The sequence below is a fragment of the Bacillus sp. B1-b2 genome (genome assembly GCF_009183415.1).
Classification (GTDB): Bacteria; Bacillota; Bacilli; order Bacillales; family Cytobacillaceae; genus Niallia.
This window is the reverse complement of sequence record NZ_WEHU01000008.1, coordinates 166468-180272: the sequence shown is the minus strand read 5'-3', so window position 1 is coordinate 180272 and position 13805 is coordinate 166468. Positions and strand designations below refer to the sequence as shown.

The 13805-nt window shown below is 34.5% G+C and carries 10 protein-coding genes and 1 pseudogene; 9 read left to right on the top strand and 2 right to left on the bottom strand.

Features of this window, described 5'->3' with window-relative positions:
• The first annotated feature begins 52 nt into the window (after positions 1 to 52).
• The 7 genes from grpE (at position 53) to deoC (ending at position 7788) form a co-directional block, all read left to right on the top strand.
• Entirely contained in the window at positions 53 to 637 is a 585-nt protein-coding gene (grpE, locus tag F9279_RS10185) for a nucleotide exchange factor GrpE (protein ID WP_152112586.1), read from the top strand.
• Positions 638 to 671: 34 nt separating this feature from the next.
• Positions 672 to 2501 (top strand): molecular chaperone DnaK, encoded by a 1830-nt coding sequence (gene dnaK, locus F9279_RS10180; protein WP_152112584.1) that lies wholly within the window; start codon positions 672 to 674, stop codon positions 2499 to 2501.
• A gap of 165 nt (positions 2502 to 2666) precedes the next feature.
• Positions 2667 to 3794: a molecular chaperone DnaJ gene (gene dnaJ / locus F9279_RS10175; protein WP_152112582.1), complete on the top strand. Its 1128-nt coding sequence runs from the start codon at positions 2667 to 2669 to the stop codon at positions 3792 to 3794.
• Between the two features lie 22 nt (positions 3795 to 3816).
• Entirely contained in the window at positions 3817 to 4758 is a 942-nt protein-coding gene (prmA, locus tag F9279_RS10170) for a 50S ribosomal protein L11 methyltransferase (RefSeq protein WP_152112580.1), read from the top strand.
• An 89-nt stretch (positions 4759 to 4847) separates the two neighbouring features.
• Complete coding sequence (locus F9279_RS10165) at positions 4848 to 5588, top strand: 16S rRNA (uracil(1498)-N(3))-methyltransferase (RefSeq protein WP_152112578.1); 741 nt, start codon at positions 4848 to 4850, stop codon at positions 5586 to 5588.
• Positions 5589 to 5602: 14 nt separating this feature from the next.
• Positions 5603 to 6955 (top strand): tRNA (N(6)-L-threonylcarbamoyladenosine(37)-C(2))-methylthiotransferase MtaB, encoded by a 1353-nt coding sequence (gene mtaB, locus F9279_RS10160; protein ID WP_152112576.1) that lies wholly within the window; start codon positions 5603 to 5605, stop codon positions 6953 to 6955.
• 167 nt (positions 6956 to 7122) lie between these two features.
• Positions 7123 to 7788: a deoxyribose-phosphate aldolase gene (gene deoC / locus F9279_RS10155; RefSeq protein WP_193224531.1), complete on the top strand. Its 666-nt coding sequence runs from the start codon at positions 7123 to 7125 to the stop codon at positions 7786 to 7788.
• 121 nt (positions 7789 to 7909) lie between these two features.
• On the opposite strand, the gene F9279_RS10150 is transcribed toward deoC, so the two are convergent.
• Positions 7910 to 8683, bottom strand: coding sequence for a helix-turn-helix domain-containing protein (locus tag F9279_RS10150; protein ID WP_152112572.1), 774 nt, complete (start codon positions 8681 to 8683; stop codon positions 7910 to 7912).
• A 373-nt stretch (positions 8684 to 9056) separates the two neighbouring features.
• On the opposite strand from F9279_RS10150, the pseudogene F9279_RS10145 reads away from it, so the two are divergent.
• Both F9279_RS10145 and F9279_RS10140 read left to right on the top strand, forming a co-directional pair.
• A pseudogene (locus F9279_RS10145) lies at positions 9057 to 10718 on the top strand (ABC transporter ATP-binding protein); the annotation flags it as partial.
• Positions 10705 to 12486 (top strand): ABC transporter ATP-binding protein, encoded by a 1782-nt coding sequence (locus F9279_RS10140; protein WP_152112567.1) that lies wholly within the window; start codon positions 10705 to 10707, stop codon positions 12484 to 12486. The pseudogene F9279_RS10145 and the gene F9279_RS10140, both read left to right, overlap by 14 nt.
• A gap of 101 nt (positions 12487 to 12587) precedes the next feature.
• On the opposite strand, the gene F9279_RS10135 is transcribed toward F9279_RS10140, so the two are convergent.
• Positions 12588 to 13508 (bottom strand): Na/Pi symporter, encoded by a 921-nt coding sequence (locus F9279_RS10135; protein ID WP_152112566.1) that lies wholly within the window; start codon positions 13506 to 13508, stop codon positions 12588 to 12590.
• Positions 13509 to 13805: the final 297 nt, after the last annotated feature.

Sequence of the window (13805 nt, the reverse complement as noted above, 5' to 3'; positions counted from 1 at the left end):
AACCTATTCTGTAAGCATTACATTATTTATTCCTTTAAGGGAGGTGAACAAGTTGGCTGAAGAGAAAACAACTAATAACGAAGAATTAGACCAACAAGTAGTTAATGAAGAAGAGAAAGTGGAAGCCGTATTTGAAGAGGTGGAAGCAGCTCCTTCTGATGAGGAAATGGGAGAACTACAGGTAGCTAATGAAAAGATTGCTACATTAGAGGCTAAGCTTGAAGAAGAATCTAATCGTTATATCCGCTTACAAGCAGATTTTGATAATTCACGTCGAAGAGCTAGACTTGATATGGAGGCAGCACAAACTTATCGTGCACAAAGTCTAGTAATGGACTTATTACCAAGCATTGATAACCTAGAAAGAGCACTAAAAATGGAAACTGTTGGGGAACAATCCCAAAGTCTTTATACAGGTGTAGAAATGGTCTATCGTAGTTTGCTAGAAGCTCTTAAGAAAGAAGGAGTAGAAGCAATCGAATCAGTTGGTAAAGAGTTTGATCCACATCTTCATCAGGCAGTAATGCAAGTAGAAGTGGAAGGAACAGAACCAAATATGGTGGTAGAAGAGTTCCAAAAAGGGTATATGTTAAAAGATAGAGTAATTAGACCCGCAATGGTTAAAGTAAGTCAATAAAGGATTACATAATAAAATTTAGGAGGGAATTTTCATGAGTAAAATTATTGGTATTGACTTAGGTACAACTAACTCATGTGTAGCTGTACTAGAGGGTGGAGAGCCTAAGGTTATTCCAAATCCAGAAGGTAACAGAACTGCTCCATCAGTTGTAGCATTTAAAAATGGAGAACGCCAAGTTGGGGAAGTGGCAAAACGCCAATCTATTACAAACCCTAACACAATCATGTCTATTAAACGTCATATGGGTACAGATTATAAAGTTGAGGTAGAAGGTAAAAACTATTCTCCTCAAGAAGTTTCTGCTATTATTCTTCAATACTTAAAAGGTTATGCAGAAGAATATCTTGGAGAAACAGTAACGAAAGCAGTTATTACTGTTCCTGCATATTTTAATGATGCAGAGCGTCAAGCTACTAAAGATGCTGGTAAAATTGCTGGTTTAGAAGTAGAACGTATTATTAACGAACCTACTGCAGCTGCATTAGCATATGGTCTTGATAAAACTGATGAAGACCAAACAATTTTAGTATATGACCTTGGTGGCGGAACTTTTGACGTTTCTATCCTTGAACTAGGTGATGGAGTGTTTGAAGTAAAATCTACCGCTGGTGATAATCGTCTAGGTGGAGATGACTTTGACCAAGTAATCATTGATTATTTAGTAGAAGAATTTAAAAAAGAAAATGGTATTGATTTAAGTAAAGATAAAATGGCATTACAACGTTTAAAAGATGCTGCTGAGAAAGCGAAAAAAGACTTATCAGGAGTAACTTCTACACAAATTTCATTACCATTCATCACTGCAGGAGAAGCTGGACCACTTCATATGGAAATAAGTCTTTCACGTGCGAAATTTGAAGATTTATCAGCTGACTTAGTGGAACGTACTATGGGTCCTACTCGTCAAGCGTTAAAAGATGCTGGTTTAAGTGCTTCTGAAATCGATAAAGTTATCTTAGTAGGTGGATCTACTCGTATCCCTGCTGTTCAAGAAGCTATCAAGAAAGAAACTGGTAAAGAACCGCATAAAGGTGTTAATCCAGATGAAGTAGTTGCAATGGGTGCTGCAATCCAAGGTGGTGTAATTACTGGTGACGTTAAAGATGTTGTATTACTTGATGTAACTCCACTTTCTTTAGGTATTGAAACAATGGGTGGCGTATTTACTAAATTAATTGATCGTAATACTACTATTCCAACATCTAAGTCACAAGTATTCTCTACTGCTGCTGATAGCCAAACAGCTGTAGATATTCATGTACTTCAAGGTGAACGCCAAATGGCTCAAGATAATAAGACATTAGGTCGTTTCCAATTAACGGATATCCCACCAGCACCACGTGGAATTCCTCAAATTGAAGTATCTTTTGATATTGACAAAAACGGTATTGTGAATGTTCGTGCGAAAGATTTAGGCACAAACAAAGAACAAACGATCACAATCAAATCTTCAACAGGTTTATCGGATGAAGAAATTGAAAAAATGGTAAGAGAAGCAGAAGAAAATGCTGAGGCTGATAAACAGCGTAAAGAAGAAGTAGAATTACGCAATGAAGCAGATCAACTTGTTTTCACTACTGAAAAAACATTAAAAGATTTAGAAGGTAAAGTAGACGAAAGCGAAGTTGCAAAAGCAAACGAAGCAAAAGAAGAGTTAAAAGCTGCTATCGAAAAGAATGAACTAGAAGAAATTCGTACGAAGAAGGATGCACTTCAAGAAATCGTTCAAAACTTAACAATGAAGCTTTATGAAGAAGCTGCTAAACAAGCTCAATCTGCAGAAGGTGCTGACGGTGCTACATCTAGCAAAGATGATAATGTCGTAGATGCAGAATTTGAAGAAGTTAAAGACGATAAGTAAGAACATATATAGCTCTAAGCATTTACAAAAGTCAAAGTCAGGTTATCTTGACTTTGGCTTTTCTTTTTCAATGTATTTATTTTTATAAAGAAACTATTGTACTTTAGAAAAGCATAATGATAAAATAGCATTTATGTGAAAAGATTCGGGGAGTGGTAATCAATCATGAATAAAAGGGATTACTATGAAGTTCTTGGGGTATCAAATAGTGCCTCTAAGGATGAAATAAAAAAGGCATATCGTAAGCTTTCTAAACAATATCATCCAGATATTAATAAAGAACCAGATGCTGATGAAAAATTTAAAGAAGTCAAAGAAGCGTATGAAGTATTAAGTGACGATCAAAAAAGAGCACATTATGATCAATTCGGTCATACTGATCCGAACCAAGGTTTTGGCGGAGGCGCTGATTTTGGTGGTGGATTTGGTGGCTTCGAAGATATTTTCAGTACTTTCTTTGGTGGTGGAGGATCAAGAAGAAGAGATCCGAATGCCCCACGCCAAGGAGCAGATTTACAGTACACAATGACACTATCTTTTGAAGAAGCTGCTTTTGGAAAAGAAACAGAAATTGAAATTCCAAGAGAAGAAAATTGTGAAACATGTAGTGGAACAGGTGCTAAGCCTGGCACAAAACCAGTAACATGTAAACATTGTAGCGGTACAGGTCAGTTAAATGTTGAGCAGAATACACCATTTGGTCGTATTGTGAATAGAAGAACATGTAACCATTGTAATGGTACTGGTAAAGAAATTAAGCATAAGTGTTCAACCTGTCATGGAACTGGTAAAGTGAAAAAACGTAGAAAAATAAACGTGAAAATCCCAGCAGGTATCGATGATGGTCAACAACTAAGAGTAACTGGTCAAGGTGAACCAGGAGTTAATGGTGGCCCAGCAGGTGACTTATATGTTGTATTCCAAATCAGAAGACATGAATTCTTTGAACGTGATGGAGAAGATGTGTACTGTGAAATGCCTATTACGTTTGTGCAAGCAACACTTGGAGCAGAAATCGAAGTGCCTACCATTCATGGTAAGGTAAAATTAAAGGTTCCAGCAGGAACACAAACAGGTACAAAATTCCGTCTGAAAGGAAAAGGTATTCCTAACGTTCGTGGATATGGTCAAGGAGATCAGCATGTTATCATACGTTTAGTAACACCAACAAAACTTACGGATAAGCAAAAACAAATACTACAAGAGTTTGCTGATGAAACTGGAAACTCTTCACACGGCGAAGAAGACGATAGCTTCTTTTCTAAAGTAAAAAGAGCATTTAAAGGTGAATAATCATTAAAGGAGTTGGTAGAAAATGAAATGGTCAGAAATTACGATTCATACAACAAATGAAGCAATTGAACCTATTTCAAATATTTTACATGAAGCAGGTGCTAGTGGGGTAGTCATTGAAGACCCATATGAATTATCAAAGGAAAGAGAAGACCAGTTCGGCGAAATCTACCAACTTAATCCTGATGATTATCCTGAAGAAGGAGTTTTAGTAAAAGCTTATTTACCGATAAATAGCTTCTTAGGTGAAACAGTTGATGCGATAAAGGAAAATATTAATAATCTTGTATTATTTAATATTGATATCGGATTAAATAAGGTTTCCATTATGGAAGTAAATGAAGAAGAGTGGGCAACAGCATGGAAAAAGTACTATCATCCAGTAAAAATCTCGGAGAAATTTACAATTGTTCCAACTTGGGAGAACTACGAGCCTGTAAATTCAGATGAATTAATTATAGAATTAGACCCAGGAATGGCATTCGGAACGGGAACACACCCAACGACTGTATTATGTATCCAAGCTTTGGAAAGAATAGTAAAAAAAGGAGATGCTGTTATTGACGTTGGTACAGGATCAGGTGTATTGAGTATTGCTGCTGCGATGCTTGGTTCAAGATCCGTTACAGCACTTGATTTAGATGAGGTTGCAGTAAAATCAGCTAAATTGAATATCAAGTTGAATAAAGTACATGAAGTTACCACTGTTAGTCAAAATAATCTTCTTAATGGTATTACAGAGCAAGCTGATGTTATTGTTGCGAATATCCTAGCTGAAGTGATTCTAAGGTTTACAGATGACGTAGCAAGGCTTTTAAACAAGGATGGTCATTTTATTGCATCTGGAATCATACTTCAGAAAAAAGAAGAAGTAAAAGAAGCGATTATTGCTTCAGGTCTTGAAATAATTGAAACAGTTCAAATGGAAGATTGGGTAAGTATAACTGCTAAAAAAGTCAACTAATGAACAGTTTAACAGAGGAGGAAGAATTAGGAAGTCTCGTTTAACGATTCTTCCTTCTCTATTGTTTATAAGGAAAGTAGGTATATCTATTGCAACGGTATTTTGCTAATAATGTAGGAAATAGTTTTATCATAAAAGACGATGACTATCACCATATTGTCCGTGTCATGCGTATGGTTGAAGGAAATGAAATATATTGTGTAAACAACGCCCAACAAGTAGCACGTTGTACAATAGAAAATATTACCGAAAACCAAGTGAATGCAAAAGTGGTACAATGGTTGGAAGAGGAAATAGAACTTCCTATTCATGTATCTATTGTGAGCGGACTGCCAAAAGGGGATAAGCTTGAATGGATTATCCAAAAAGGTACGGAGCTTGGAGCAAATAAGTTTATCCCTTTTATAGCAGCTCGCTCTGTTGTTAAATGGGATGAGAAAAAAGGGGATAAGAAGCTAAATCGCTGGAATAAAATAGCGAAAGAAGCAGCCGAACAATCTCATCGAACAAAGGTCCCTGAGGTTTGTGCACCAGTTAAATTACAAGAACTTATTCAGTACGCTGAAGGCTATGATATGAAAATTATTGCATACGAAGAAGAAGCAAAGCTTGGAGAGTCAGCCAATTTAGTAAAATCATTAAATGGGATGAAAAAAGGTCAATCGCTACTCGCTGTTTTCGGTCCTGAGGGCGGAATAGGCGAAAAGGAAATTGATTTATTAACGAAACATGGATTTACAGTATGTGGTTTAGGTCCAAGAATATTAAGAACAGAGACAGCACCGTTGTATTTATTATCTGCTGTTTCCTATCATTTTGAATTAAAGTAATGGAGTGATGAAACATGCCAACAGTTGCTTTTCACACATTAGGATGTAAAGTTAATCACTATGAAACGGAAGCTATCTGGCAATTATTTAAACAAAGTGGCTATGAGCGAGTAGAATATGAGCACCAGTCTGATGTATATGTTATTAATACTTGCACAGTAACAAATACAGGAGATAAGAAAAGCCGTCAGGTCATTAGACGAGCTGTTAGAAGAAATCCTGATGCTGTTATATGTGTAACAGGGTGCTATGCTCAAACATCACCAGCTGAAATTATGGCAATACCTGGTGTGGATATTGTAGTCGGTACGCAAGATCGCGTGAAAATGCTTGAGTATATTGAACAATATAAGCAAGAAAGACAGCCAATTAATGCGGTTGGAAATATTATGAAAAATCGTGTTTATGAAGAATTAGATGTTCCATCCTTTACAGATAGAACAAGAGCTTCCCTTAAGATACAAGAAGGATGCAATAACTTCTGTACTTTCTGTATTATTCCGTGGGCAAGAGGATTAATGCGTTCAAGAGAACCACAAGAAGTTATTAGACAAGCACAACAGCTTGTAGATGCAGGTTACAAAGAAATCGTATTAACAGGAATTCATACAGGTGGCTATGGTTCAGATATGAAAGATTATAATCTAGCTAACTTACTTCGTGATCTTGAAACACAAGTTAAAGGATTAAAACGTCTGCGTATTTCTTCCATTGAAGCAAGTCAAATTACGGACGAAGTAATTGAAGTTTTAGACAAATCAAAAATAGTAGTAAATCATCTTCATATTCCTATACAATCTGGATCAGATACTGTATTAAAAAGAATGCGAAGAAAATATACAATGGAATTTTTTGCTGAAAGAATTACTCGTTTGAAATCAGCTTTACCAGGTCTAGCCATTACATCTGACGTTATTGTTGGTTTCCCTGGCGAAACAGAGGAAGAATTTATGGAAACTTATAATTTTATTAAAGATCATAAGTTTTCAGAGCTGCATGTATTCCCTTATTCAAAGAGAACAGGTACACCTGCAGCAAGAATGGATAATCAAATCGATGAAGAAGTAAAGAATGAAAGAGTTCATCGTTTAATTGCTCTATCTGATCAGTTAGCAAAAGAATATGCTTCAACTTATGATGGAGAAGTAGTAGAGGTTATTCCAGAAGAGTTATATAAAGAATCTGGGAATGACAAGCTATATGTTGGATATACAGATAATTACTTAAAAGTAGTTTTCCCTGGGACAGAAGACATGGTTGGAAAGATTGTCAAAGTAAAAATTACTAAAGCAGGCTATCCAGTTAATGAAGGACAATTTGTCCGTGTCTTAGATGAAGTAGAAGAGCAAGAAGCAGTTGTGTCTTAAGAAGAAGTATAAATAAAATAAATCCTATTTAATAGCAAAAATATTAATTTGAAGAAGTGCCACCTAAGCAAAAGTGTCACGGAAAAGCTAAATAGCTACTTTCTATCTGACACTTTTGTAGTTTTACATAAAGTAAAAAAATACTCTCATACTAAAGGAGAATTCCCATGAATATTGCAAAAATGATTGACCATACACTATTAAAAGCAGATGCTCAAAAAGATCAAATCATTACCATTTGTGAAGAAGCAAAAACATATAACTTTGCATCCGTTTGTGTAAATCCAACTTGGGTTAAACTAGCGAGTGAACTATTAGCGGGAACGGAAGTAAAAGTATGTACCGTTATTGGGTTCCCATTAGGAGCAACTACTTCAACTACAAAAGCTTTCGAAACAGAAGATGCTATTAAAAACGGTGTTACTGAAGTTGATATGGTTATTAACATTGGTGCATTGAAGGATAAGAATTATGATTTAGTAAGAGAAGATATTAAAGCTGTAGTAGAAGCAGCTAAAGGGAAGGCTTTAACAAAAGTTATTATTGAAACAAGTCTTCTGAATGATGAAGAAAAAGAGATTGCATGTAAGCTAGCTGTAGAAGCAGGAACTGACTTTGTAAAAACTTCAACTGGTTTCTCCACTGGTGGAGCTACTGTAGAAGACATTGCTCTAATGAGAAAGACAGTAGGACCTGATATCGGTGTTAAAGCATCTGGTGGTGTAAGAAGCAGTGAAGATACAGAAAAAATGGTCGAAGCTGGAGCAACTAGAATTGGTGCAAGCTCTGGTGTTGCCATTGTAAATGGTCTAACTAGTAATAGTGATTACTAATAGAACGTAGTAAAACCTTAAGTACAGCGTTTATCGTTGTTACTTAAGGTTTTTTTGATGAGGAATGATATCATTTTTATGATAATATTAAGAATATTACTATGTATTAGTGCCTATTTTATTAATTAGCTTTTCGATAATTACTAGGTGTTACACTCATCATCTTCTCAAAGTTACGATTAAAGCTTCTGATATGTTGATAGCCTACTTTTTCTGCAATTTCTGTGATTTTAGCATCAGTAGTTCTTAGAAGCTGTGCAGCTAACGTAATTCGATGGCCATTCAAAAATTCAACAAATGAAACTTTGAGTACTTTTGTAAAAAATCTTGATAAATACGAATAATCATAACCAAACTGCTGTGCTAAATCCTTTAATGAAAGCTCCTCTGTAAAATGATTTTGTATATAATTCAATAAATCATGAAGCAGATAATCTTCTCTTTTCGCTTCTTCTTCTAATACAGTTTGTTTTAGTAATTCATCACAAATTAAATAAAATACTCCTTTCTTCGCAAATAAAGTAGATTCATTTTTAACCAAGATAGTGTTAGTTAACTCCTGTAAGGGAGGGGACAAACGAAAAACAGGATGGAGTAATATTTTATTTTTACTAAGTTGGTAAAATTGATTAACAAATTCGGGAGAAAAAACATAAATCCAAGCATGGTTCTCTTGAAAGCTTTGTAAGCTATGAATTTGATTGGATAAAATTAAAGCGCATTCATTTTCTTGGAGGCGATATGTTTTGTCCTGAATAGTAACATCTAATTCTCCTTCATTCACCATAATTAGCTCTAAGCTTCTGTGGAAATGAGGAAAATTTTGAGGTCTATATGCAGAGATACGGTCAAAATCACCATTGTTTCCAAAATAATTGGATTGATAAAAAAGCATTTGTTTAACTCCTTACAAGTCAAATTTTGTCCACAATTATACAATTTAAGTGCTAGTTACGTCAAACATAGATGACTAAAATAAATCTGAGATAAAAAAATGAAAAGAGAGGTACCATTATGGATAGAAATTGGAAGAATGGAGAGATAGATATGATTTGGAATAAAAATAAGGGATTTACTTAGTTAGCTCGTTCTTCTTTTCATGTATATGGTCAGTCATAAATAATAATATCCTATTTAAATTTAAATAGAAAGTGTGTAGATACCTATTGAATAATTACCAATGGATTTGGAGTTATGTACAAAGAAATAAAAAGAAAGTAGTAATAGCATCTTGTATCTTATTGCTAAATTCTATATTAGTGGTTCTTATTCCTCTATTGAGTGGAGTATTAATTGATGATGTAATCGGAGATAATCAACTCTCTTTATTAATTCCTATTTTGTTAACAATGATTGGTGTGAATTTCATACGTACAGTTACACGTTATATATACCAAATGATGTACGAACGAGTAGGTCAGGATGCGCAATTTGATATTAGACAGAGAATGTATGAAAAATTACAAGAGCTTGACTTTGACTTTTTTAATCATCATCGAGTGGGAGATATAATGGCTAGAATGACAGGGGATATGGACGCAATCCGTCATTTTGTTTCATGGGTTTGTTACAACATAGCAGAATGTGTTATTTGGTTTTTAGTTGCCATTATCGTAATGTCTAGTATTGATTGGCGCTTAACCATTGCATTAATTATTGTAACTCCATTTATATTTGTGTTTACAAAAAAGATGTCTAATGAGGCACATCCAGTTTTTTTTGAAATTCGAGAAAGTTTCTCTAGACTAAATTCTATGGTAGAAGAAAATATCAGTGGAAATCGTGTGGTAAAAGCATTTTCTCGTGAAGAGTATGAAATTGAAAAATTTAATTCCTTTAACAAGGATTATCGGAAAAGAAATATTGATTCAGCAGATGTATCGAAAAAATATCTACCGTGGTTAGATGGTTTTGCAGGGGTATTAAGTGTTATTACTTTAGTGTTAGGCGGATATTTCGTAATGGATGGTAGTATGTCTATTGGTGACCTAGTTGCATTCAACGGGTTTATGTGGCTTTTGAATGTACCTATGAGAATGAGTGGGTGGCTCATTAATGATGTTCAACGATTTAATGCATCTTGTGTTAAAATTCGAAATTTGCTTCAAACAGAGCCGCAAATAGCAGTAGAGGAACGTGATCCTACTAAAGAAATTAAAGGCTTTGTTACATTTGATAATGTGTCCTTTGCCTTTTCAGATGACCCAAAGACCCCTATTTTGAAGAATGTTTCTTTTCAAGTGTCTCCAGGGCAAACTGTTGGAATTCTTGGAGAAACTGGTTCAGGTAAATCCACCCTTGTCAATCTAATAGCAAGGTTTTATGACCCTACTGAAGGTAGAGTGTTAATCGATCAAACAGATGCTAAAGAATGGCCTGTTAGGAAGCTAAGAAATCAAATATCTATGGTAATGCAGGACGTTTTTCTATTTTCTAACACGATAGAAGAAAATATAGCTTTTGGGAATCCATTTCTTCAAACGGATCAAATTCAACGAGTTGCTCAAATAGCTGATGCTCATACATTTATTACTAGAATGCCAGAAGGGTATCATACAATCGTAGGAGAGCGTGGAGTAGGTCTATCAGGCGGGCAAAAGCAGCGTATATCCTTAGCAAGAGCCTTAGCGAAAGATCCATCTATCTTAATCTTAGATGACACTACTTCTGCTGTAGACATGGAGACGGAAAGTAAAATACAAAAAGAGCTAAACGAGTTAACGAAAAATAAGACGACTTTTATTATTGCACATCGAATTTCCTCAGTTAGAGATGCAGATTTTATCTTAGTTTTAGATAAGGGAGAAGTGAAAGAAAGAGGAACTCATCAAGAATTAGTTGCAAGAAAAGGGATTTATTATGATGTTTATCGTAGACAACTTGGATTGCAAGAACAGGAAGAAGGGGGAGCAACAATTGGCCCGCAATAAATTTAATGTAGATGAAGAATTAGAAACGGAATTTAACTGGAGTCATTTTAAGCGAATTGGTGGTTATATTAAACCATATAAAAAATCATTATTTGTTACCTTAATCCTTATTCTTATAGCAAATGCTGCAAGTATGCTTGGTCCGTATTTTACTAAGATAGCTATTGATGAGATTATTCCGGAGAAAGATGTACAATCGCTAATTTTTATTAGTATTCTCTTTGTACTCTCTCTTTTTGTTATAGGGATATGTATGAGATATCGTATTCAATGGATAACAGATATAGGGCAGAATATATTAAAGGATATGCGATTAGATATCTTTCAGCATTTACAAAAGCTACCTTTCTCGTATTTTGATAATCGCCCACATGGTAAGATTCTGATTAGAGTAGTAAATTATATTAATACATTGAGTGATCTTTTAAGTAATGGATTAATTAATCTTATTTCTGATATTTTAAGTGTTGTTATTACACTTGTCTTTATGTTTGCTATTGATGCAAAGCTAACGTTATATAGCCTTGCGTTACTACCAATTCTTGGAGTCTTAGTATGGGTTATTAAAAATATGCAGCGTAAAGCCTATCAAATCTTAAGTAATAAGCAATCAAATTTAAATGCCTATATACATGAGAGTATTGCTGGTATCAAAATTACTCAATCCTTTGCTAGGGAAAAAGAGAATTTTGAAATTTTTGAAGAAGTAAGTGATGAAACACGAACTTCGTGGTTAAAGGCAGTAGGGATTCAATTTTTATTATGGCCAGGAGTGCAAAATATTTCTGTGTTGACAACCTGTCTCATTTATTTTGTTGGAATACGTCAAATTGGGGTAGAGGTTACTACTGGAACATTAGTTGCGTTTATAGGATATGTTAATAACTTCTGGAATCCAGTTATTAATATGGGGAATTTCTATAATGCTTTAATAACAGCTTCTGCTTATTTAGAAAGAATCTTTGAGACCTTAGATATTGAACCAGAGATTAAAGATAATCCTAAAGCCATTTCGATGCCTACCATAAAAGGAAATGTAAGCTTTGAGAAGGTGACATTCCGCTATGAAGAAGGTAAAAACATATTAACAGATGTTAGCTTTGATATAAAAGCTGGTAGCTCTATTGCATTAGTTGGTCCAACTGGTGCTGGAAAATCTACTATCATTAACTTACTGAGTAGGTTTTATGATGTGAATGAAGGAAAGGTAAAAATAGATGGAATCGATATTCGAGACGTAACGTTAAAATCTCTGCGATCTCAGATGGGAGTTATGCTTCAGGATACTTTTGTGTTTTCGGGTACCATTCTTGATAATATTCGCTATGGAAAATTAGATGCTACTAAAGAGGAAGTTATTCAAGCGGCAAAAATAGTAAGAGCACATGATTTTATTAAGGATTTGAAAGATGGATATGAAACCGTTGTAGAAGAAAGGGGAAGTACACTTTCAGCAGGACAGAGACAATTAATTTCTTTTGCAAGAGCACTTTTAGCTAACCCAAAGATTTTAATACTGGATGAAGCAACTAGTAGTATTGATACAAAAACAGAAGAATTGCTTCAAGAAGGAATTACAGAATTATTAAAAGGAAGGACTTCTTTTATTATTGCCCACCGACTGTCCACTATTAAAAACAGCAGCCAAATATTTTACGTAGATGGTGGGAGAGTAGTAGAAAAAGGAACACATTCGGAACTAATGGAGAAAAAGGGTCTATATTATCATCTTTATCAGTCGCAGTATGACTTACTACAGGTAATGTAGAATAAAAGTTAATGCTAAATTAAATCCCGAATTAGACATGATCATTCACTCTAATTCGGGATTTCTGTTTCATTTTCTTAATTGATGTTTTTTGTTTACAATCAATATTTATGTATTTTCATAATCAATTGTCCAAACCGTTCTGCAAAGGGAAGAACAATGATGGAGGAAATAATATTAAAGATTAAACTTGCATGAGCTAGCTGTACATCTTTATCTAGTGTCATATACTGAACGAGATCTGCTAAATAAGGAATGAATGGAAGAAAAAAAATGACTCCACCGATATTTAGCCAAATATGTGCATAAGCACATAATTTAGCGCTTTTATCTGTTCCTAAAGAAGCGATGTAAGAGGTAATACATGTACCAATATTAGAACCTAACATGATGATGATAGCTATTTCTATTGGCAGTAAATCCGCATGTAAAAATCCCATCATCATTCCTATGGTAGCAGTACTAGATTGTATCAGTGCTGTAACACAAATACCTACAAAAAGAGCAAGTAAAGGATGATCTGCAAGATGGAGAAAAAATGGTTGAACATAGCTGCTTTGTTCTAGCATTTCTGCAAAATAGTTAAAGCCTCTCATGGTGGTAAAAACGATAGAAATACCAAGGAATATAAAACCGATACTACGTAATTTTTTCTTATTAATTAAAATACACAATACACCAGTAATCGCAAGTGGAAGTAAATAATTATTTAAATCAAAGGTAATGAATTCTGTTGTAAATGTGGTTCCGATGTTTGTACCAAGAATAATGCCTATAGATTGAGGGAACGTAAGGATTCTTGCAGCTATTAATCCAATCGTTAAAACCATTACGGCAGAACTACTTTGTAATAAGGCGGTTAGGAAAATGGATAGCAAAAACCCTTTCCACGGCTTGTCCGTTACTTTACCTAGCCATTTCTTTAAGGACTGAGAAGATAAATCAAATAATCCCGCTCTCAGCAAGGTCATGCCATATATAAATAAAAGAATGAATACTAAAAACAATAGAATATAAATCATATTTGCTCCTCCCTTTATTTCACTTTATGCCTAAGAAAAGGAGGACATGCTGAATAAAAGACAGAATTTCACAAAAAGTGATTTTTTATGAAATGAGATGATCAATTTCTGTTTAAAACACTTTTTAATAGGGAAAAAACGGGAATAAGCGAAGTATTTATGACATGTATTCAGTAAAAATATCATGTTAGCACCTATTTTTAAAAACATTTGCTTCAACTGTGCTAAATACAGTTGACCTTGTTTCCTAGATATAATATAATGTCAAGGTACATGGAAACCATGTTGATGTTAGTG

What these genes read in the sequence shown, in the direction of transcription:
- dnaK (WP_152112584.1), top strand. Translation starts at nt 672, where the DNA reads ATGAGTAAAATTATTGGTATTGACTTAGGTACAACTAACTCATGTGTA.
- dnaJ (WP_152112582.1), top strand. Translation starts at nt 2,667, where the DNA reads ATGAATAAAAGGGATTACTATGAAGTTCTTGGGGTATCAAATAGTGCC.
- prmA (WP_152112580.1), top strand. Translation starts at nt 3,817, where the DNA reads ATGAAATGGTCAGAAATTACGATTCATACAACAAATGAAGCAATTGAA.
- mtaB (WP_152112576.1), top strand. Translation starts at nt 5,603, where the DNA reads ATGCCAACAGTTGCTTTTCACACATTAGGATGTAAAGTTAATCACTAT.
- deoC (WP_193224531.1), top strand. Translation starts at nt 7,123, where the DNA reads ATGAATATTGCAAAAATGATTGACCATACACTATTAAAAGCAGATGCT.
- F9279_RS10150 (WP_152112572.1), bottom strand. Translation starts at nt 8,683, where the DNA reads ATGCTTTTTTATCAATCCAATTATTTTGGAAACAATGGTGATTTTGAC.
- F9279_RS10135 (WP_152112566.1), bottom strand. Translation starts at nt 13,508, where the DNA reads ATGATTTATATTCTATTGTTTTTAGTATTCATTCTTTTATTTATATAT.